This window comes from Pedobacter gandavensis, from assembly GCF_032677645.1.
In the GTDB taxonomy this organism is placed as follows: Bacteria; Bacteroidota; Bacteroidia; order Sphingobacteriales; family Sphingobacteriaceae; genus Pedobacter; species Pedobacter gandavensis_A.
Genome location: NZ_JAVTSB010000008.1, coordinates 246,303 through 271,845, shown reverse-complemented (window position 1 = coordinate 271,845; position 25,543 = coordinate 246,303). Strand labels below are relative to the sequence as shown.

Here is a 25,543-nt window from a genome sequence, read left to right as displayed (position 1 = left end):
TCCTTTATTTCTTTACAATTTCTATTAATCCATTTTCATTGATCAGGAAAGCCAGCTCATTTCCATAGGCCAGTCCCGATTTATTTACCGCATAAGCTTTCACATAATACGGGATTCCTGTGCTCAATCCTTCCAGATTGATGACCAGCGCATCCGCTCCGGCAATCACTTTAGCATCCGCCACTGTCGGATTTGGCACCGTACTCCAGCAGATTCCAGATTCAGAAATTGCCGATCCCCCATCATCAATTAAAGCCATGCCCGTTAGCACTGCCGTAATGCTGTTGGCTGTAACCGCCACCGTTTTTAGCAATGGCTTTTTAACCGGAGCATAACCATACCATTCCGTCAGTTTGAAAGGAGGCAACTGATCCTCCAGGTGGCTCTTTGCATTTAAGCCTGCCAGGGAGAAGGGTGCTTTTCTTTCTTTCTCATTTAGTTCTCCGATGGCGAGCATATAATCTGCGACCATCTTCATGCTGATTGCTCCTGACGTTGGCAATGGGTTTAGCTTCCAATCTGCATAAAGCGTAACGCTTTCTGTAATTGGGAGGCCAAAATTAAAAACAGTTTCCATATTCTGGTCACTATACCAGGCATAAAATACAGCCCCGGCCTTAGTACTGATACCCGGATTGATCAAAGTCTGATCTTCTACCACCTGTGCGGCCAGCACAGTACCGCCATTACTGTCCCAGGTAATGGTATGGTATGATCTGGAAATCTCCAGAGATCCGTTCACAAAAGTGAAGGCGTAATTGTCGGCTTGTAAAGTTCCAATACTCAGCACCAACGGATAAATGCCTGGTAAGCTGGCCTGGGTAGCTGTGCTGCTGATTTCTGGTTCCCCGATAAGTTTTGCCGCAGCCCTTAAGCCCTGTTCTGTTTCTCCATATTTGAAGTCTTTCATTTGATACGTAAATGAAGGGTTCTCATGGGCAAAGAAACGTTTCAAAATATCTCCATGAACGCTCAATAAAGCTTTACTGATTACAAATCGTTGTTCAGCTTCTGCTTTTTCATAAAAGGCATTTCCCGCCTGAATCGCTTTAATGACTACTGCTCCCGCGCCTTCAATGGTGGCCAGATCGCCATTCAGGTCAAGATGTCCGTCCAGCAATTCAAAAGTAACCGGCAAACCGGAAGTCGCTGTTGCCTGCAACTGGAAGGCTGCATCGCCATACTGCTTATTTGGAATGGCGCTGAAATTGATAACCTGTGTCCCTTTCTGAATATGAATGGTCGCTAACCCTGTTTGCAGCGTCGTGTTGACCGTATTTGGTGCTAAGGTTAGTTCGCCAACCATTAATAAATCGCCAATTGGAGCCGCGGCATAAGCTGCCTGATCCCAGGTTACGTTCAGTTTTTCTGTAGAACCATCATTATAGGTCACTTCGATCTGAGCCGGTAAGCCCAATCCGGAGAAAGGCGTACCGTAAGCCACCGTTATCGGGCTGATTACCGCTACAGAATCAATGTCCTTTTGCAAGGTAATCTTGATTTTTCCTTTGAGGTCTAAGGTATTTCTGATGTCGTTTGTCAATTGTAGTAAGCCCGTAATCGTTTGCTCTTGCAGCAGGTTATTTTGGTAACCTGCCTCTTCCCAAAGTACCGGTAGCTCGTCTTTAGTCCCGTCGTCGTAAGTTACCTTAACTGCTAAAGGCAATTCTAAAGCGCTAAACAGTTTGCCATAAACATCAACCAGGGCGGTAGATTCTTCGACTGAAACGATGTTTTTCTGATCGATGATTACCTCCACTTTTGCCGTGATTCCTGTTGGGTTTGAAGCCCCATCCGCAGGATCCAACAGACCAATAAAGTTATAGCTGCCTACCTCGTTTTCCATAAAGTCGGCAGATTCCCAGACTACTCCTGCAAGGCCTGATGTGCCTACGGTATACGTTACGGGCAAGGTCGCACCCAATTGCGTCATCACCGCTGCTTTGCTGGTTCCTAAAGGAAAATGAACCGGCGTATTTACCGTCACCGCACTGATTTGCAATAATGGAATTTGTACGGTAATCCGGATTGCTGCTGTTTTATTGTCCTTATTTTCTTCCGGACTATCGGGTAACAATACGCCATTTAACAAATAGCTTCCTGCGGTATTTCCGTCGAAAGTTCCAGCTTCCCAGAGTACCGATAGCGGCTCTACCTGTTGGTTATTGTAAGTCACATTCACGAGTGCCGGCAAGGCCAGATTGCTAAATAAAGTCCCATGAGGAACCGTCATATCTGGTATCGCTGCCACAGAAACTACAAATCTTGGTGCGACTTTAACTTCCATAAAGGCGGTTAAATCATTCGGGTTTTCTGTATTTACCGGCATGATCACCGTTCCAATGAACTCATAAGATCCGGTTTCCAGCCCGTTGTAATCTGCATTATCCCATTTGCTGATGCTTAACAATTCTGTAGAACCATCATCAAAAAGACCGGATACTTTAGCTGGTAAACCCAGGTTATTTAAGGCCGTTCCGTTGGCTACCGACAGCGAATCCGCCGTAATGGTCACCAGGGTTCTGATCTTTTCCGCAACCGTTATACTGATGGCAGGTTGCAGCGATTTAGGGTTTTCAATCTCCGAAGGGATCACCATAATCCCCGGAAGGATATAAGTACCCGCTAACATTTCATTGTAACTTCCTTTTGCCCAATCTACCGACAACACATCTTCCGACTGGTCATTGTAATTCACTTTTACTGATTCGGGTAAGGTTAAAGCATCGAATCCAGTGCCATAAGCCACGTTTAAAGGCTCAATTGGCGCGATCTTTACAATCTCTTTCTTCCCTACTTTAATCCATACCTGAGCCGGTAGATTGTTTGGATTTTGTATCCCTTGTGGCAATGACAATTCTCCTTCAAACAGGTAAGTTCCTGCTTGTGTTTCGTCGTAATCCAGACTTTCAAATGATGGGTTCATCACCGGAATATCCTGATTGGTGCCATCGTCTAATTTCGCATTGCGAGAAGTTGGGAAAACCAGGTCTTTTAATTTTGTACCATAAACTACGACTATCGTATCTGCTTTTAAACTGCGGATTTCTTTGGCCCTTGGCAGTACATTGATTTCTATTTTAGGAATGATTCCTTTAGAATTCTCTATATCATCCGGCAGGATAAACGTACCGGTAACCGCATATTTCCCTTCCAGGTTTCCATTGTAGTTTGTCAGATCCCAGGTTACGCCAAGGTCCTGCATGCCGCCACTTACAAACTCTGCTATCAAGGCATCCGGTAAGATCAGGCTTGCTGCATCTGTTCCAAAAAACACGGTTAGGGGATCCGGACTGAGGTAAGATTTAATGATTCGCTTGCCAATGTTTACTTTTAAATCTGCCTTTACACTATCCGGATTAACGAATCCTTCCGGTGTTTCCAGTTCACCGACCAGCTGGTAAGCGCCTGGTTCATCCGCCAGGTAATCACCTTCCAGCCAGGTTACATTTAAGCTTCCTGAAGTTCCATTGTCGTACGTTACCGCAGCCTTTTTAGGGAACAATGTCTTCGCCACATTAAATGGAGTACTGAAAGGAATGTTCACAGAATCGGCTAAGGCAGTAACTACCTTTAATGGTTTCGGGCCAACTTTTACAATCACCTCTGCATAGCGCAGGTTCGGGTTTTCAATCTGATCATGAATCACAATTTCTCCTTTAAAAGTATAGCTACCTTCCTGTAGACGGTTGTAAGTTTCGGAACTCCAAAGGACTCCTTCTGTTCCTGCCGACTGATCATTATAAGTCACTTTTACTTCATCTGGTAAGCCAATCTGATCCGTTTCCGTGCCATATTTTACGTTAATTAAAGCCGGATTTGTGACCGTTAAGATTTCTTTTTTACCCAGGATAACCGTAATGGTTGTACTGCGCAGATCTTTGTTCGCCACACCTGGAATCAGGATCGGATCACCATCAAAAACGTACCTACCGGATAGCTGCGGATTATATCCTTCGGTATCCCAGGTCATATTTAAACTACCGGTACTGCCATCATCATAAGTTACCGGAACCGCTAACTTTAAGGCTTCAATCGCGTTAATTTTAGTGCCGTAGGCTACATTTACTGAATCTGGTTTACTGATAGACACGATGTTTTTAGGTTTAGGCAGCACGGTTAAGACCAGTTTTGCTTCCAGATTCCCTGTATTGTCTACACTCGCATTGTGCAGTAATTTACCGCTTAGGTTATAGTCGGCGGAAACCATAGGATTGTATTTGCCCGGCCTCCATTCTACGCCTACCGTATCTGTAGTCCCATCATCAAACTTCGCTTTAATCGTTTGCGGCAATTCCACATCATCAAATACCGTCGCATAAGGCGTGCTTACCGGAAGAACCGGAAGGATAGAAACGATGTTTCTACGGATGATGACTTTCTGATTTGCGAATAAATTTTTGGTATTTGAGATCAGTGGTTTCAATTGTAAATCACCTTTTAAATCATATTCCCCACCTTTAGCAGGCAGGTAGATAGATTTATCCCAGATCACCGTCAGGAATCCTGTGGTCTGATCATGGTAAGTTACCCGGATCGAAGACTGTAAAGGCAGGTTCGCTGCGGTAGTATGTAAAGGCACCGTAATGTCTGCTAAAGGCTCTATTTCGATCACTTCATGTTGCGCGTATACATCTACACTGGCTTCAAATCCGGCTGGATTGGCATGAATTTCTTTCAATACCAGATCCGCATATAAGCGGTACACACCCGATTTCAGGTCGTAGGCCCCTTGTTTCCAGATTAAACTGAGCATATCTGTGGTGACGCGGTCATCATAAGTGACGCGAACCTGTTTTGGCAATAATGGTAAGACTTCTGAGAAAGGCGTTCCAGACCGTACATATACCGGAGCCAGCTCTTCGAGGGCAATGATATAAGGAAATACAGGGTCTAAAACGGCAACTTTAGCGGTGGCGGTCAGGTTGTTCCTGTTCATTTCCGGCTTAGGTACGGTAATATTTCCAATCAAGGTATAAACACCTTCTACGTTTCCGTTATAATCTCCCGGCAACCAGACTACAGGGAACTTCGCATGGCTCTGATCGCTCATCACCACTTCCACTTGTGCCACCAGTGTTAACTGATTAAAAGGTGTTCCCGTATCAATTTTAACCGGCAGCGGGTAAGGTTTTAAGACCTCTATAATGTAAGGTTCTCTGGTGTTCACTTTCAGTTTAATTTTCAGGGAACCACATACATTATCACCAGCCACGGCAAGGGTAAATTCGTACTCGCCAGACTCGGTTGCTTCTCCGGAAATCAAGCCTCCCGGACTAAGCGTCATCCCATCAGGCAACAGGCCCTGAGACAAGGTAAAGGTGTAATTTCCGGGCTTGGCTAAAGTCACCTGATGTGTATACGGGCTCCATTGATCGGCTTCCGGAAGTTGCTGTTCTGCATTTTCCAGGTACAATCCCTGGAACTCATAAGCCCCGATATCTACGGTATTGTGTTGAATCCTCGTTGCTCCGGCAAGGTCTAGTCCGACACCCGAAATCTTGCTGTTATCCCCCATATTGATGGCCGGAGAACATGGCGAAAGCGACAACTGATCTCCCTCAGGATTATTAAACTGAGGGTCTTTAATAAAGATCATCGTACCGGTTTTATAGCCATTTTCGACCGTGCTATTGGCCACAACGATTCCGGTAGTCAGCTGATCGGCTACCTGATTGCCACGTTTATTGCCCCATAAAATGGTATTGTAAATATTCAGCGTTCCCGTATAACGATATACTGCGCCACCATATTGATTGGCGGCAGAGGTGTTCGCATAGGCGATACTGTTGTTCGCAATAGACGTATTTATCAGATTGGTAACCCCGTTATAATGGTACAAAGCACCACCATAATAGCCAGCCGTACTCGTTACCCTGTTCCTGCTGAACACCGCATTCGTGATGTTTAACATTCCCGAATACTGGTAGATCGCCCCAGCATGTTGTACTGCCGTATTTCCAATAAACCTGGCATTCGTGATCGTTGGTCTTCCATTGCTGGCATTGTACAGTGCACCTCCGGAAACGGAAGCTGCATTGTCTTTGAAATCCACTTTATCCATCGTAATTGCCGAGCTGATGTTGTATAAACCTGCACCGGTTTTAGATTTATTGCTGAGGAATTTTACGTCTTTAAAAGTCGCCGCACCGGAGTTGTACATTCCACCACCTAAGGCATAACTACCCACAACAGCGGTGTTATTTTCCAGGATGACATTGATAAATTCAGCGGCACCACTATTGAAAACACCACCACCATAAGTATAGGCTACATTGTCTTTGATCCAAAGGTTTCTAAAGATGATTTTCCCCAGGGAGTTGTAAATACCTGCCCCATAATATAGCTCACTGCTGGAATTTGAACCTACTGCGGTCTTTCCTCCTACAATGCTAAATCCATCTACGATGGTTGCATTGGTTAAGGCAAGGCGGTTATAAAGGACATGGTAATTTCTGTTTTCTCCGCTTAAAATCGTCTCATTTGTTGTCGAAATTGTTTCCGCTTTCCGGTCTTCAAACTCATTTTCTGTTCCTGCAAAACCACCGAAGAGCTTCACATTTTCTTTGAGGGTATAGTAGTCGGTTAATTTCGGTCCCGGGTTATATTTTCCTTTCGCTACCCAGACCGTATCCCCGGCCAGGGCAGAAGTCATCCCTTTTTGAAGGTCGAGGTAACCATTGGTCCAGTCGGCACCATTGTCCATTCCGGTAGCTGCCTGATTCACATAAATCCGCACGCCACCGATACCTGGTCTCACCTCTACAGTGTACAATCGGTTTCCACAAAGCGTACCGTCATTTGCCGTCACATTAAAGGTATAAACGCCACTATTGATCGGGCGACCAGTAATTGCTCCTGCAGCATTCATCAACAATCCATCTGGTAATTTACCATAGCTGATGGCGTAGGTATAGGTTCCGCTGCCACCGGTAGCGTTTATTTGTTGGGTGTAACGTTGACCGCGGATACCTTCCGGTAATGCCGCTGGCCCTACCATGATTCTGTTTTGCTGATTTTCATAAGCCCCCAGATCTACGGCATCGGCCATGATTCTCGTTTTACCGGCAATATCTTTGGTTAATCCCGCAGCAAAAACATTATCCCCCATATTGATGGCTGGCGAACAATCTGATAAAGAAAGGTCGTCTGGATTGCTGAGGTTGAACATCGGATTGGCAGTGATCACCGTTTTTCCGGCAAGGTATCCGCCCTGGATCAGGGCATTGCTCACCGTCACATTCAGGTTCAACTCATCCGCTACATTGTTACCTCGTTTGTTGCCCCAAAGGATACTGTTTTTTAAGTTAATCGTTCCCGCATTGCGATAAATACCCCCGCCATATTTGGTTACTGCAGCATTCACATAAGCGATACTGTTGTTGCTAAAAGTAACGTTATTGAGGTTAGACGTTGAAGTATACTGATACAAACCTCCACCGAAATAAGCGCCCGTACCGGTCACTTTATTGCTGCTGAACACCGCATTATTTAAGGTTAATACAGAGACGTACTGGTATAAACCAGCACCATGTTGCGCAGAAGTATTTCCGATAAACTTAGCGCCGTCCATGGTAATCGTGCCGGTATAAGCATAAAAACCACCACCGGTTAAGGCTGCCTTGTTCTCTTTGAACACCACATTAGTTAGATTTAATGCCCCAGATACATGGTACAATCCCCCACCGGAATTTGCGCTGTTGTTCAGGAATTCGACCTGGTTCATTTTGATGGCTGCGGAGTTGTATAATCCACCCCCAAAAGAATAGCTTCCCCTGCTCACCGTATTGTTTTCAAAAGTGATCTTTGTTAATACCGATGCGGCCGATGCATTGTACATCCCGCCTCCGTAATTACTGGAATTGTTGTTTTTAATCCAGAGGTCGTTAAAGATCATCGCCCCGGAAACGTTATAAATACCAGCACCGATATAAGGTTCGCTACCGCTATTTCCAACTACTGAACGTCCGCCGCTGATGGTGAATCCATCCAGAACCGTTGCTTTCGTCAGTGCTTTATTATTAAAAACGACGTGTCTGCTGATATTTTTACCGTCTAAAATTGTTTGATGAAGTGTTCTGGTAGTTAAGGTATCTCTTTCTGAAAGCAAGGTTTCTGTGGCAGCAAAACCACCGTATATTTTAACCCCCTCTTTCAACTGGAAGGTAGAAGTGACGAGTGGCCCCGGACTGTAAGTCCCTTTTGCCACCCAGATTTCATCCCCAGTAATCGATACTTTCAGCGCGTTTTGCAGGTCGAGGTAGGCATTGTCCCAGGTGCTTCCGTTATTTTGTCCGCCAACTGCGGCTTGATTAACCAGGATGCGAACCACACCGCTTCCTGCTATAATTTCCATGTTGTACATCCGGTAGCCGCATAGGTTCCCATCTGTTGCTTTGACCACAAAAGTGTATTTGCCGATCACAAAAGGATTACCGCTGATGAGGCCTGTTGGGGTCATCGAAAGTCCGTCAGGAAGTTTCCCGGAAACGATCTGGTAGGTATAGTTGCCAGCGGTTCCTGTGCCTCCGGATCCATTGCCACCTGTTCCGTTGATTCCTTGTAACTGCACGGTAACAGTCTGCCCGCGATTCCCCAGAGGCATAGCCTCTGGTTTTACTTCAATCACACTGTTCTGGTATTCCAATCCACCCATATCTACCCATTCCGACTGGATTCTTTCCAATCCGGCAAGGTCTTTATTGCCTGCAACAACGAGGCTGTTTTCTCCTGTATTTATCGCTGGCGAACATCCGGTAAAGGACAAATCATCCGCTGCTGCGTTTGCAAACATCGGGTCGGCATCAATGATATTCAGGCCTGTTGGATAGCCTCCCTGAATCAGGGAATTGTTGACTTTAATGTTCAGGTTGAGTTGATCCGGGGTTAAATGCCACCTTGTATTCCCCCAAAGCACACTGTTATTTACCGTCACGGTTCCTGCATTTCTAAAGATAGCCGCGCCATAATTTACGAGCCCTGGTTTAGAATAATTGATGCTGTTATTGCTGAACGTCGTATTTGTGATCACTGCTGTTCCGGAGTAGACAAAAATTGCCCCCCCGTAATTGGCGGCAGAAGAAGTGACGCTGTTCCTGCTAAAAGTACTGTTGTCGAGCTTAAACACACTGTTCGTCCAGATCGCTCCACCATGTAATCCGGCGGTATTATTGGTAAATGAAGTTCTGTTTAAGGTTAGCGTGCCACTGGCATAAATTGCTCCACCGCTTCCTGTGGCCGTATTGTCTTTAAAGCTCACATTGGTAAATACCGGTGTTCCGTTGGCGACAAAAACTGCGCCTCCGGTAGTCGATTTATTGGCGGTAAAACTGGCATTGGTAATGGTTAGTGCTGCTCCGGAAGTACTGTAAATCGCACCTCCTTGTCCGTTGGTGATCGTGTTATTTAAGAATTTAACATCTGTTAATTCCGCCAGTCCGGCACTAAACATGGCCGATCCGTAACCCGGATAACTGGCCGATTCAATGATCTTATTGTTTTCAAAAACTCCTCCTTTAAGCTTAAATCCACCGGCATTGTAAACTGCCGAACCACGGGAATTTTGTCCGGTTGTACGGTTATTGCTGAAGATGATATTGCTATAGCTCGCTGCTCCCAAATGGTATAAACCACCACCATAACTGGCCACATTGTTCTTAATCCATAAGTGGTTAAAAATCGCTGCTCCGGCGGTATTGTAAATCCCTGCACCGTAATAATTGCCATTGTAATAGTAGCTGTTGTAGTTTGTTCCGGCATTTCCACCCTGGATAGAAAAACCATCCAGTACTGTTGCATTGGTTACTGCGGTTGTATTGTAAACCACATGGTAACTTGGTTTGCCCAGACTACCATCAAGGATGGTTTCGTTGACACCGCGAATGGCCGTGCTGTCTCTGTCTGTCAATACCGTTTCTGTTCCGGCAAAGCCCCCGTAAATCTTTACTCCTTCTTTTAAGGTGAAGAAAGATCCAACCAGTAAGCCCGGACTATAAGTCCCTTTGGCCACCCAGATCTCGTCTCCTGCAGAGGTTTGACCTAAGGCAACCTGTAAATCTGTAAAAGCATGTTGCCAGTTACTACCGTTGTTATCCCCTGTTGCGGTTTGGTGTACAAACAGCCTTCCGGTACCGTTTAAGATGTTCACCGTATACTGTCTGTTTCCGCCCATGATGCCATCTGTAGCACCGATTACGAAGGTATAACTGCCCACTACGGTTGGTGTTCCCCTTAGTTTTCCATCCGGCAGGAAGATCAATCCAGTTGGCAATTTACCTCCCTGTAAAGACCAGGTAAGCGGCAAAGTAGTGCCTGTTGCGGTTAACTGAATGTCTACATAGGCCCCTCTTTTCAAAGGAGCAATGGTTACCGGATTTAAGATCAGGCTTTCTCCGCCTTCATTTTCATAAGCCCCAAGGTCTACCAGATCGTTGATGATCCTCGGTTTTCCGCCAAGGTCTTTATCGAATCCCTGCCAGCTGTTTCTTCCGGCATCAATAGCCAGCGATCCGCCTTTAAGTTTCAGGTTATCCGCCGCTGCGTCTTCAAACATCGGATCTCCAAACTTGATATCCTCACCGGTAGCATAGTTGTTCTGGATTAAAGTGCTGCCGGCAATGATGCCTGCATTGAGTTGATCCATTACATTATTACCGCGTTTATTCCCCCATAAGATACTGTTGTGAAGCGTTACTACGCCTGAATTCCGGAACAATGCGCCTCCGTAATTTAAGTTGGCATTGGCGTTGATATAATTGATGCTGTTGTTGCTAAAAGTAACGTTATTGATTAGTGCTTCTCCGGAGTTGACAAACATTGCCCCTCCATAATGCCCTGCTGTTGAACTCACTTTATTGCGACTAAAAATACTGTTGTCGATTCTGATGGGACCACTGGTCCAGATGGCTCCACCATGTTGGCCAGAGGTGTTATCAATAAAAGAAACACGGTTTAATACCGGTGTTCCCGAGGTATACATTGCCCCTCCCATTCCTGTAGCCGCATTACCCTGGAAGGTCACTTCAGTGATTTCCGGGTAGCCATTGGCGATAAACAAAGCACCACCAGTAGTTGCTTTATTTCCGCTGAACTCCGATTTAAAGACCTTAATCCCTGCACCGGAGTTGCTGTAAATCGCGCCACCCTGTCCGTTGGCAATGATGTTGTTTAAGAATTTAACCTCCTCCAGTTCCAGCAAACCTGTGTTAAAGATGGCTGCCCCGTAACCGGTGTAACTGGCCGATTCTGTGATTTTATTGCCTTCAAAAACACCCTTGGTTAAATTAAATCCTCTACCGTTATACACTGCTGCACCACGTGCCGCATAACCTTTTGCGGTGTTGTTTGTAAACCTGATGTTGCTGTATGTTGCGTCTCCGGCATGGTATAAACCTGCGCCATACGTAGCAATGTTATCCTTGATCCATAGGTTTCGGAAGATCACTGTTCCTGCGGTATTGTAAATTCCTCCACCATAATAGTTGGCATTGGAAGAAGAGCCGTAACTCCAGGCTGCTTTTCCGCCCTGAATACTGAAACCATCCAGTACCGTTGCCGAAGTTAAGGCTGCGGTATTGTAGACAATGTGGTAGCTGATCACCGCAGCAGCACCGCCAAGAATTGTTTCATTTGTAGTCGCGATGTTTTCTGATATTCTATCCGTTAACAAGGTTTCCGTTCCTGCAAAACCACCATACATTTTGACGCCTTCTTTTAAAGTGAAGGTGCTGCTGGTTAATAATCCCGGCGAATAAGTCCCTTTTGCTACCCAGATTTCATCGCCTGTTTTGACTTGCGCCATGGCAGCTTGTAAATCAGGGAAGGCATGTTGCCAGTTACTCCCGTTATTGTCGCCGGTTGCTGTTTGGTGGACAAATAACCGGGCTGATCCTTCTTTTATAGTTACTGTATATTGTTTGTTTCCTGCGATTGTTCCGTCTCCGGCACCGATTACAAAGGTGTAGCTGCCGGTTAATGTTGGGGTTCCTCTTAATTTACCATCTGGTAAGAAGACCAGTCCGGTAGGCAGTTTCCCACCCTGGAAGCTCCAGGTAACCGGTGATGTAGTTCCGGTAGGTGTAAACTGAAGGTCCAGATAAGTTCCTCTGATGAGGTCTGGAATAACCGGCGGACTGATCATTAATTGTCCGGCACCATCATGTTCGTAGGCACCCAGATCGACTACGTCATTGACTACCCTTGGATTTCCTGCCAGATCTTTATCAAAAGTCTGCCAGTTGTTGCCGCCCACATTGATGGCTAAAGATCCTCCTTTAAGTTTGAGGTTATCCGCCAATTGATCTACAAACATCGGATCACCGATTTTAATATCGGTTCCGGTAGCATAGTTATTTTGAACAATGGAACTGGCAATTACGATTCCTGCGTTCAGCTGATCGGCTATATTATTACCGCGTTTATTGCCCCAAAAGATACTATTGTGAACGTTTACTGTTCCCGCACTGCGGAAGATTGCGCCCCCATAGCTTGCCGTTGCACCCGGGTTTACATAGCTGATGCTGTTGCCCCCGAAACTCACATTGCTGATATTGGTGGTCCCGGAGCCTACAAATATTGCCCCTCCAAAATAGTTGCCCGTACCCGTCACTTTGTTTCTGCTGAAAACGGTATTGTCGATTTTCATAGCACCGGTAGTCCAGATGGCTCCCCCATGCTGAACCGCCATATTTCCGGCAAACAAGATGCGGTTTAAAGCCATCGTTGCTGCGCTATAAATTGCGCCTCCGGTTGTGGAAGCAGCATTGTCTTTAAATGTTGCTGAACTCAGTTCCAGGCTTCCATTAGCCAGGAATAAAGCGCCACCAATTGTAGCCTTATTTCCGGTAAACGTAGCCTCTTTAATTTTGATCAACGATCCGGAGTTGGAGTAAATTGCCCCCCCTTGTCCGCTGTTAATGGTATTATTGATAAATTTAACGTCAGTCAGTTCTAAAGTTCCGGTGTTGAAAATACCGGCTCCATATCCGGTATAACTGGCCGATTCTGTGATCTTATTGTTTTCAAAAACACCGTTCTGCAATTTAAATCCACTGACATTATAAACGGCAGATCCCCTGGCCGCATAGCCTTTCGTTTCGTTATTGCTGAAGGTGATATTGGTATAGCTGGCCGTTCCCTGGTGGTATAAACCTGCCCCGTAAGTGGCGATGTTATTTTTAATCCAAAGGTTGCGGAATACCACTGATCCGGCAGTATTGTAAATCCCGCCGCCGTAATAATTGGCATTAGAAGAAGAGCCATAACTCCATGCTGATTTTCCACCTTCGATACTAAAACCATCCAATACCGTGGCCGCTGTTAAGGCTGCGGTATTGTAGACCACATGGTAACTTGCGATACCTTTACTTCCATCGAGAATGGTTTCATAAAGCCCGCGGACCGCCGCAGAATCTCTTTCTGCGAGCAAGGATTCAGTCCCTGCAAAACCACCGTATATTTTTACCCCTTCTTTTAGGATGAAGTAAGAACTGGCGGTAAGTCCGGCACTGTAACTTCCTTTTGCTACCCAGATTTCGTCCCCTGCCGAGGTTTGTGCCAATGCAGGTTGTAGATCGATAAAGGCATTTGCCCAGTTGCTGCCGTTATTTCCTCCGCTTGCCGCCTGGTTTACGAATAAGCGGGTGGTCCCTCCGGTTACGGTAACCGTATATTGCTTACTCCCGATCAGCTGTCCATCCGTTGCCGCAGCTACAAAAGTATAGCTCCCGGTTAAAGTCGGATTGCCGGTGATTAAGCCTTCCGGCGTTAAGATTAAACCTACCGGCAAGCTTCCCGATTGTACGATCCAGGTATAGTTTCCTGAACCACCGGTAGCGGTCATTTGAATCAATGGATTGATCCCCCTTAAGAAAGGACTAAAGCTCGCTGGCTGAATTTTCAAGCCTGATCCACCTTGATTTTCGTAAGCACCAAGGTCGATCTGATCATTGACTACCCTTGGATTTCCGGATAGATCTGTGGTACTGTTGTTCTTCGCATTGTCTCCGGCATCAATCCCCGGAGAACCTGCTTTTAGCTGTAGGTTATCGGCCTCTGCCTGTTGAAATAAAGGATCACCGATCAGTACATTTGTTCCGGTAGCATATCCGCCCTGCACCAACGATTGAGTCAATACGATGTTGGCATTGAGCTGATCGATCAGGTCGTTACCGCGTTTATTTCCCCAGAAAATACTGTTGTTCACATTGATGACGCCCGTACTTTTGTACAAGCCTGCACCCCCTAAAGTAGTCGCATGTGTGAAAGCGATTTTGTTATTGCTAAAGGTTACGTTGTTCAGCGTTGCAGCTGCGGCAACAAATAAACCACCACCATAGTAATTGCCTGCGGTGGTTACCTCATTTCTGCTGAACAGCACGTTTTCCAGATTGGCTGTTCCTGCGAGGTGGTACATCCCACCGGCCTGCTGACCGGCAGTGTTATTGATAAATGAACTGTTAACTACGTTTAATACGCCACCATTGTGGGCAAATCCACCGGCATAAAGTTTGGCGGTATTTTGTTTGAAAGTGGCATTGTTTAAGGTAATTCCGATGTTTAAGTTGTACATCCCCCCTCCATAAGCAGAGGCTTCGTTATGCTGGAAGAGCAGTTTCGTAAACACTGCTGGCCCCTGATTGTAGATTCCCGCACCGCGGTCTGCTTTATTATTTAGAATTTGCAGGTTATTAAATACTGCTTTAACGGTTGCATAGTTGTAAATACCCCCACCTCGATGGTTGTCGGTATCGCCATTGGCCAGCGCTTGTCCGCCGCTCACTGTAAATCCATCCAGTACCGTGGCATTGGTTAAAGGCAGGTTGTTAAATACAACGTGTCTGCTGGCTACTCCCTGACTACCATCTAAAGTAGTTTGGTTTTCGCTATGGATGTTATTTGCCTGGCGTTCTTCAAGGGTCTTTTCTGTTCCGGCAAAACCACCGTAAACTTTCACGTTTTCCTTCATGGTAAACCAGTCGGTGACCAATGGCCCCGGACTATATTTCCCTTTCGCCACCCTGATCTGATCTCCGCTGATGGATTTATTCCAGGCGTTTTTCAGGTCTGTGAAACCATGTTCCCAGCTGCTTCCATCATTGTTACCCATAGTTGCAGCGACGTTAGCATACAAGACTGTACTGGCCGGGTTGACCACTAAAGTATATTGCTTGCTACCCAGTAAGGTGCCATCGCTTGTGGCTACCACAAAAATGTAAGCGCCCGCAACCATCGGTCTGCCCGAAAGCTCGCCAGTAGGTTTCAGAACAATCCCTACCGGTAAATTTCCAGAGGTAATTCTCCAGGTTAGCGGTTCTGTAGAACCGGTTACCGTTAAAGGAACTTCCAAAGAATCTCCTCTGTTATATGCCGTCAGACTTACAGGCGAAATGATCAGACTGGCTGTCCCTTGATTTTCATAGGCACCCATATCCACCGTTTCGTTCACTAAACGCGGATTGCCATCCAGATCTTTTGAGGTAGATATTTTAGTATTGTTCCCCATATCTATCGCCGGAGATCCTCCTTTTAGACGCAGGTTATCCAGGTCGGCATTCACAAATAAAGGATTTCCGATCACGATATTTGTTCCGCCGTTATAATTGCCTTGTACAATACTCTGGTCGATGGTTACTACTCCTGAAATCTGATCCGGAAGGTTAGCGCCAAAAGTATTTCCCCAGAAAATGCTGTTGTAAACGCTTACCGTACCACCTCCGCGGAACAAACCTCCGCCGCCTGCCGTAGCTCTGGCCACGCTGTTGTTACTGAAAGTGGCATTGATTAAACTGGTATTGGCGCCAGCATACATTCCCCCGCCATAGTAGTTTCCGGTGCCCGTTACCTTATTCCTGCTAAAGAGCACATTGTCTAATTTGGCAACACCGGAAGAAAATAATCCCCCACCATGTTGTACGGATTCGTTGGCAATAAAAGATACCCGGTCTAATACCGGTGTACCGAGATTGTGCATGCCACCACCCGCTGCGGCGGCCTTATTTCCGGTAAAGACAACATCCCTCAATTCCAGGACCCCGCTGGAAGCATAAAGCGCTCCACCGGCTAGGGCCGTGTTTTCGGTAAAGGTGGTTTTTGATATTTTTGAAGAAGCACCTCCGGCATGGTGATAAGCACCTCCCTGTCCATAAGTAGTGCCCTCGAGTCTGTTGTTTTTAAATGAACTGTTGGTCATGGTTACCGTACCGTTGTTCATCATGGCACCGGCAGTGGTGTAGGAACCCATCGTCACCAGGTTGCTTTCAAAACTGGCACTGTCCAGGTTTACCGTAGTCCCGGAACCTACAAATAAAGCGGATGCCCGACCATAACTTCCGTTCGTGGTATTGCCAATAAACTGCGTATTGTTAATGGTCACTATGCCGCCAAGTACCATCATTCCTCCTCCATAAACGGCATTGTTGCCGGTAATGATCAGGTTACTAAATACTGGATTTCCAAGGCTGGTATAAATCCCTCCCCCATAATGATTCGCATTTAAACTGCTGCTGTTCGTGATTAAAGCTTTTCCTCCGCTGATGGTAAATCCATCTAGTATCGTGGCATTGGTTAGGGCGATGGTATTGGAAACCACATGGTAACTTGCTACGCCCTGACTCCCATCCAGGGTACTTTTATTTAAGGTATTTACTGCTGATATTTTTCTTGCGGCTAAGCTTGCTTCTGTTCCGGCGAAGCCTCCGTATATTTTCACATTCTCTTTTAAATTGAAAGAAGAAGTGACGAGTAAGCCGGGACTATAATTCCCTTTCGCCACCCAGATTTCATCTCCGGAAAGGGACTGGGTTATGGCCGATTGTAAGTCGGTATATCCATTTTCCCAATCGCTGCCATCCTTTTTCCCTGTCGCCTTTTCATTGGTGTATAAATGTGTGCCTGCGGTATTGATGAGGTAAGTGTATTGCTTGCTGCCGATAAACTGGCCGTCGGTTACGGAGAGGACAAAAGTATAACTGCCTGCGACCATCGCTCTGCCGGTTAACCATCCTCCGGCACTTAAAGAAAGTCCTGCCGGGAGATTCCCGGAAGATACTGCCCAGGTTAATTTCCCTTCCCCGCCTGTTGCGGTAAATTGCTGGTTTAAGATTGCGCCACGTGTTCCCGGAGGAAGCGTTGCCGGAAGGATGCTCAGACTTGAGCCACCCTGATTTTCATAAGCCCCCATATCTACCTGACCATTTACCACCCTTTCGTTGATGTCCAGATCTCTGGAAGTTCCGGTCGCAGCATTGTCTCCGGCATCGATTGCTGCCGATCCCGCTTTAACGCGTAGGTTATCCTGCGCTGCATCTATAAAAGAGGGGTTGCCGATAGAGATGTTTGTGCCTGCTACATAACCGCCTTCTACGATAGAGTTGGCGATGGTTAAACCTGTACCGGTTAACTGATCCGCCACTTCTCCGCCACGTTTATTGCCCCAGAAGATACTGTTGTAAATGGCCACCGTTCCTGATGCTACTTTGAAAAAGCCTGCACCGGTTGCTGTTGAAGCATGGGTATAGGCCGTGGTATTGTTGCTGAAAGTGGTGTTGGAAAGCGTTGCTGTTCCGGAAGCATGGTACATTCCGGCCCCATATCCGGTGGTATTTGTATTGGTGGTTTTGTTTCTGCTAAAGATCGCATTATCTAACCTGACGATGGAAGAATTGTAAATTCCGGCACCATATTGTGCACTGCTGTTGGCGATAAAAGAACCGCGGTTTAGCGTAAAAGATCCGGTAGTATGTACTGCTCCACCGGTAGTGCCGGCAGTGTTCCCTTTAAAGGTTAAATCTTCTGCGTCGATGACCCCGGCACTTAATATTGCTCCACCGGTAAGGGCAGAAATATTGCCTTCAAAAATTGCTTTTCTGATGGTCAGCAAGCCTGTTCTATGGTACAAACCAGCACCACCACCAGTACTGGCTTTATTGCCTGTAAAGGTCAGGTCTTCCAGCCTGACGTCGCCAATGTAATTGTACATCCCCGCGCCTTGTGAAGCCTCATTCCCGATGAACGTCAGCTTTCTGAAAGTTGCCAGGGCATTGTTGTTGTATAGTCCGCCGCCCATTCCATTACTGGCTGAAACTATGTTTTTTTCCATCCGGATATTTTCGAATGTTGCCGGCGCATTGTTATAAATCCCCGCAGCTATATAAGCCGAATTGTTGTTTTTAACCCAAAGGTTTCTGAATATCGCGAATCCTGCACTGTTGTAAATTCCCGCAGCATAATAAGCCAGTGAAGTACTTCCAGTCAGGGTTTGTCCACCGGTAATACTGAATCCATCCAGCACTGTTGCTGCTGTTAAGGCCAGGGTATTGCTAACCACATGGTAGCTTTTTCCATTCCCATTCAGTACGGATTCATGAGCAGTATACAGTGTATTTGCATCTGCCTGGCGTTCTGTCAGCGCGTCTTCTGTACCTGCAAAACCACCATACATTTTAACGCCTTCTTTCAGGGAAAAAGTGGAAGCCACCTCCGTTCCCGGCAGGTAATTTCCTTTAGCTACCCAGATCTCATCGCCCGTTCCGGCTTGTGTCAGCGCGAGCTGTAAATCAGTAATCGCATGCTGCCAGTTGATCCCTGTCTTTGCTCCCGTAGCGGCTTCGCGCACATAAATCCGCGTTGCTGCCTGTTGTACTTCTACGGTATATTGTTTTGATCCAACCAGGGTACCATCGGTAACGGCAATGGCGAAAGTATATCCGCCAATGACAGAAACCATGGCACGGCCATGGATTTTACCCTCCGGACTGATAAAAAGTCCGGTAGGAAGATCTCCGGAAAGTAAGCTCCAGGTATAGGTTCCGGTTCCGCCAGTAGCCTGTAACTGGACATTTTGTTCTTCGCCACGTATCATGACGGCCAGACTTGCCGGTGTAATTTTTAGGGAAGCACCGCCCTGATTTTCATAAGCACCCTGGTCTACCAGTGTATTGTAAAAACGCGGATTTCCTTCGATATCTTTTGTGGTACTGGTATAAGAATTGTTTCCTTTATCGATGGCCAGCGAGCCGTTTTTCAGACTAAAATCGTCGGTTGCCGGATTGGTAAATAAAGGGTCACCAACCAGAATTGCCGTTCCGCTGGTATAGCCATCTTCTACCGTACTACTCATCAGCGTGATTCCCGTATTCAATTGGTCGGATAAGCCACCGCCTCTGGTATTACCCCAGAAAATACTGTTGTAAACCTTTACCGTTCCACCATTTCTGAACAAGGCTCCTCCAGCATTAACCGTTGCAACGGCAACACTGTTATTGCTAAAGGTGGCATTGCTGATGTTTAAAGTACCACTATAAAAATATACAGCTCCACCGTTAGCGGTTGGGCCTGTTACTTTATTGCGGCTAAACAACACATTGTTCAGGTTACTCGTGATTGTACTATAATAAGCTCCTCCATTTTGCACTGCGGTATTGCCCAGGAAAGACACCCTGTCCATATCCACAGTACCCGTGTTATTCATTGCTCCGGCATAGGACAGCGCTGTATTTTCCCTGAAGACAACATCGCTTAGGGTTATTGTACCTCCGTTAACTACTGCCCCGGCAAAGGTTTCTGCGCGGTTCCTGTTGAATTCGGTATTACTGATGGTCATGATCCCGGCAATATGCACGATTGCTCCACCGGAAGTGGTCACCACATTGTTTTCAAATACAGAGTTACTGATGGTAACACCAGTTGCGTTGTTGTAAATCCCGGCTGCCTGCGCTCCCTGATTTCCTTTGAAAACCGCCTTATTGATCAGCAAATTGGCTCCGGTATTGTAAATTCCGGCACCGTAACGATTTCCTCCAATAAGTACATTGTCTTCAAAAAGAACATTGTCGATTTTTACTGCGGTTGCCTGATTTAAAAAGGCTGCTCCATGATGATAACCTTTATTATTTTTAAGGATCAGGTTTCTAAAAGTACCGTTCGTTGCGGCTGCAAGGTGGTTAATCCCGCCTCCGGAATGGTTAGAATTTCCATCAGCAATGGTAAAACCATCCAGCAAGGTTTCGGGGTTTATCAAGGTGGCATTGGTGATGACATGGCGGTTATATTCATTTCCGCTTAACAAGGTTTCGTTGGCGGTAAACTTACCATTGGCATCGGCTAAGCGCTGATTTAAACTCGTTTCTGTGGCCACAAATCCACCGTACATTTTTACACCGGAAACCATATAAAATGCAGAATCCAGCTCTGCTACAGGAATATATTTCCCTTTAGCCACCCAGATCTCATCTCCGGCTTTTGCCAGTGTCAATGCACTTTGTAGCTTGATGAATCCGTTGTTCCAATCTACCCCATTATTGATGCCTTTAGCGCCGATATTAACATGTAATCTGGTTGCTCCGGGATTTACAACCATTGTATATTGTTTGGTTCCCGCCAGATTTCCCTGTTGGGCACGAAGTACGAAAGTGTAATTTCCGGCGATCATCGGGATCCCGCTGATGATCCCTGTCTGACTGTTTAAAGTCAGGCCCAAAGGCAATACCCCGGTAAATACCGACCAGGTTGCCGGAGCCGTTCCGGTATTCAATGTAAAGGGAAGTTCAACAGCTGTACCGCGCGGTAATGCGGTTAAAGAACCCGGAAGAATCGCTAAAGAAGCAGACATTCCCAGTGGATTTTCAAAGGCGCCAAGATCGACCAGGCCGTTTACAATTCTGGTTTTTCCGGCCAAATCTGTTGCGGTATATACCTCTTGATTTAAACCGGCATCAATGGCAATAGAGCCGTTTTTTAACCTCAGGTCATGTTGATCCGGGTTTTCAAAATCCGGGTTAGCAATCAGGTTATTTGTTCCGGAAGTATAATTGTTCTGGACGATGTTGTTCGCCATGTTTTTAAGTATCGGTCCTCCAATCTGATCCTCCAGCCCATTCCCTCTTTTATTTCCCCAGAAAATACTGTTGTAAATATTTACCGTATTTGAACCATTCCATAGCCCCGCCCCAATAAAGGTTGGCTCGGGAGCCGTTAAGGCTACCGTATTGTTACTGAAAGTACTATTCTGAATATAAACTGTTCCATTTTCTACGAACATCCCTCCCCCGGAATTTCCTGCCAGCACTCCAGTGACTCTATTTTTACTAAGGATCACATTTCGCAGCGTAATTGCCGCATGAGCATGAATCCCTCCCCCTTTTTGTTCCGCTGTATTTTCTATAAAAGACACACGATCCAGGTTTGCGTTTATGGTACTATACAGACCGCCTCCAGTAGTTTTGGCGGTGTTGTTTTTAAAGATTACATCGGTCAGGCTGATCTCCCCGACATTGGAGATTCCACCACCCATACCATCACTGATATTCCCTTCAAAAGTGCTTTCCGTCAGGCTTACATTTTTCCCCGTTGAGGTATTGTGCATACCACCGCCATTAGCTGCTTTATTATTTCTGAACACCACCTGATTCATACTGGTATTAAGGCCTGTGTTATACAATGCTCCACCAATCCTGGGGGTAGTAGTTACTTCATTACCCTCAAAAAGAACATTATTTAACTTTAAGCCCGAAGCCAGATTATAGATCGCTCCACCATAGGAATTGGCCTTATTATTTTTAAAGATTATGTTATTGAAAACCGCATTCGCAGCCACAGCTGCCTGATATACGGCCCCTCCATTAAGATCTATTCCCGGGCCGGTTGCATTACCATCTGAAATGGTAAAACCATCCATTGTCGTGTTTACAGAAAGGGCTAATGTATTGTTTAGGATGACATGTTTGTTGACCCCATTACCGCTTAAAATAGTTTCATTGGCGGTAAATTTACCCGATTGACCTGCCTGGCGTTCCGTTAAATTCGTCTCTGTCCCCGCAAAACCGCCATAAATTTTAACGCCTGAAACCATAGCAAAAGCAGAGTCTATATGCGGACTATATTTCCCTTTGGACACCCAGATTTCATCTCCGTCTCTGGCAATGGCTAAAGCAGATTGCAATCTGTTAAAACCATTGCGCCAGTCGATTCCGTTATTGTCTCCGGAAGCCGATAAATTGACATGTAACCTTGTTAATCCTGGATTAATAACCACCGTATATTGGCGGGTACCCACCTTATTTCCCTGCAATACGCGCAACACAAAAATGTAAGTACCGGCAACGGTTGGAATCCCTGTTAAGGCCCCTGTTTTCGCATCCAGATTAATTCCGTAAGGTAAACTACCTGTCAGCAATGACCATTCTGCAATACCAGAACCACCGGTCAGGATCAGTTCCTGTACCAGGTTTGCTCCACGAAGCTGTGGCGTAATGGTTAAAGGCATAATGGTTAATGAACCCGGCATACCTAACGGATTTTCCAAAGCACCGATGTCCACTGTTCCATTGATCATTCTGGTATTACCGGCAAAATCCGTTGCCGAAGCCACTTTTAAATTATTACCGGCATCAATGGCAATCGAACCGTTTTTAAGTTGGAGATCATGTTGTTCCGGGTTTTCAAAATCAGGATTACCAATCAGGTTGTTTGTTCCGGAGAGACTGTTGTTCTCGACAATGTTATTGGCCATATCCTTAAGGACGCTACCTCCAAGCTGATCCGCAACCTCATTAGCCCTTTTATTACCCCAAAAAATACTGTTGTGAATACTGACTGTAGCTACCCCGGCCCATAACCCGGCACCGGCAAAAGCTGGTGCAACAGCCGTTGAGGCAACCGTATTGTTACTGAAAGTACTGTTCAGAATGGTCGCTGTTCCATTTTCTATAAACATCCCTCCCCCGGTAGGGCCTGCTATGGTTCCGGTTACACTATTTTTACTGAGGATCACATTACGCAGCGTGATTGCTGCATAGGAATGAATCCCTCCTCCTTTTTGTTCCGCGGTATTTTCTATAAAAGACACCCGATCCAGGTTTGCGTTTATGGTACTATACAGACCGCCACCAGTAGTTTTGGCGGTATTGTTTTTAAAGATTACATCGGTCAGGCTGATCTCCCCGACATTGGAGATTCCACCCCCCGTTCCATCACTGATATTCCCTTCAAAAGTACTTTCCGTCAGGCTTACATTTTTCCCTGCTGCGGTATTGTGAATACCACCACCATTAGCTGCTTTGTTATTCCTGAACACCACCTGATTCATACTGGTATTGAGGCCTGTATTATACAATCCACCACCAAAGCTGGTTGTCGTAGTTACCTCATTACCCTCAAAAAGAACATTGTTTAGCTTTAAGCCCGAAGCCAGATTATAGATCGCTCCACCATAAGTATTGGCTTTGTTATTTTTAAAGATCATATTATTGAAAACCCCATTCGCAGCCACAGCCGCATGATATATGGCCCCACCATTAAGATCTATTCCAGTGCCGGTTGCATTACCTTCTGAAATGGTAAAACCATCCATTAAGGTGTTTACAGATAGGGCTACCGTATTGTTCAATATCACGTGCTTATTGACCCCGTTACCACTTAAAATGGTTTCATTGCTTGTGAATTTTCCGAATTGATCTGCTATTCGTTGGGTTAAAACCGTTTCTGTACCGGTAAAACCGCCATACATTTTAACGCCCGAAATCATGGAAAAAGCAGAGTCTATATGCGGACTATACTTCCCTTTTGACACCCAGATTTCATCTCCGTCTTTGGCAATTGCCAAGGCTGTTTGTAATCTGGTATAGCCATTTGCCCAGTCGATCCCATTGTTCGCTCCTGTTGCCGCCAGGTTAACATGTAATCTGGTTGCGCCGGGACTGATCGCAAAATTGTATTGTCTGCTTCCTGTAACCGAGCCATTGCTTGCTTTTATCCCGATTAAATAATTGCCGGCGATGGTTGGAATACCAGTCAACTGTCCGGTTTTCTGGTTTAAGCTAATTCCCGGAGGTAATGCGCCAAACGAAAGCTCCCAGTTGCTTGCCGAACCTCCTTTGATACTGAGCGGCAGGTTAAAAGGTAATCCACGTTGCTGCACGCTGATTGTTGCCGGCAGAATGTCTAAAGTACCGGTCATTCCGGAAGGATTTTCAATCGCTCCAAGGTCGATTTCCTGACCGATTAACCTGACATTTCCAACGATATCCGTTGTTCCGAATTGTTTGGAATTGTCTCCTGCATCGATTGCGATAGAGCCATTTTTTAGTCTCAGGTCGTCCTGATCCGGATTTACAAAATCAGGGTTTCCGATGATATTGTTGAGTCCATAGGTGTAATTGTTCTGCACCAAACTACTTTCCATGGTGATTTTTAGTCCTCCAATCTGATCTGCGATCTCATTTCCCCTTTTGTTTCCCCAGAAAATACTGTTGTAAATCGTTGAGGCAATGTTGGCATGTACAGCCCCTCCGAAAGTGGTATTAGGATCCGCTGCAACATAGGAAATGGTATTATTGCTGAAGCTACTGTTGATGATGTTCATCGCGGTATTTGTGCCATATATTGCCCCACCGAGATTGGCTACAAGTAAGCCCGTGATCTTATTTCTACTGAATATGGAGTTACGAACGGTTAATCCGGAGGTCGAATAAATTGCGCCTCCTTGTAATCCCCCTGTGTTTTGAATAAAAGTTGCACGGTCCAAAGTCAGGATCAAAGAGCTGGAAGTACCGAGGATACTGGTTAATCCACCACCATTTCCTGTGGAGGTATTGTTTTTAAATAGTACATTTTCCAGGGTGGCTGGAACCGTAATGTAGAGTCCGCCACCTGAACTTGCTCCGGTATTGTTCACAAATGAAACGTCTTTGAACACCGCCGCTCCGGAAGAATACATCCCCGCTCCGAAAGTAGCACTGAAAGTTGAATTATAAAAGCTGTTACTTTCGAGTAGGACATTGCTCAGAGTAGGCGTGCCACTGTTAAAAAATCCTGCGCCATAATTACTGGCGATATTGTCTTTAATCCACAGGTTTTGAAAAACCGCAGATCCGGCTGTATTGTAGATTCCGGCACCTCGGTTTGGTATGCCCCCCACATTCGTGTTTAAGGCTCTGCCGCCACTAATGGTAAATCCATCTAAAACCGTTTCTTTGGAAACCGCGGCTGTGTTAGTCAGCACATGGTTGTTGATATTACTACCGGTTAAAATACTTTGATTGATGGTAAACAGGCCATTCGCCCCGGATACACGCTGTGTCAGCGCGTTTTCTGAACCGGCAAAACCACCGTAAATTTTAACTCCTGTTTTCAGGATAAAGGTATCTCCAGCTCCCGGCCCCGGACTATAAGTTCCTTTAGCCACCCAGATTTCATTTCCGGTAACCGATTTAGTAATGCCATTGAGCAAGTCAGTATAGGCATTTGCCCAATCCACACCGGTGTTTGAACCCGTTGCAGTGGCATTTACATAAATTTTTGTTTGAGCGGAAGTTTGAAGAGCGGTAAAGAAAAAAATAGAAAAAGCAATGGCCTTAAAAAGGGAGGTACGCATAATTTGATGAAGGGATTTCTTCTTGAAAAAATTAAGATTCAATATGTATGGGGCAAAATATTTTGTTCGCTTTCCACCAAAGAAAGAAAATTGTGTTTTAGCAATTATTTTCAGAAAAGCATCCCTATAAATGACTACAAGAAAATTGCTTTATCAATGATTTAAACAACAAAA

Annotated in this window: 1 protein-coding gene; it reads right to left on the bottom strand. The window is 45.7% G+C overall.

Annotated elements, in window-relative coordinates; genetic code table 11:
* Window positions 1-4 precede the first annotated feature (4 nt).
* Window positions 5-25,369 carry a choice-of-anchor Q domain-containing protein gene (locus tag R2Q66_RS15160; RefSeq protein WP_316750423.1) on the bottom strand — a complete coding sequence of 8,455 codons (25,365 nt, stop codon included), beginning with the start codon at window positions 25,367-25,369 and terminating at the stop codon, window positions 5-7.
* Window positions 25,370-25,543 lie beyond the last annotated feature (174 nt).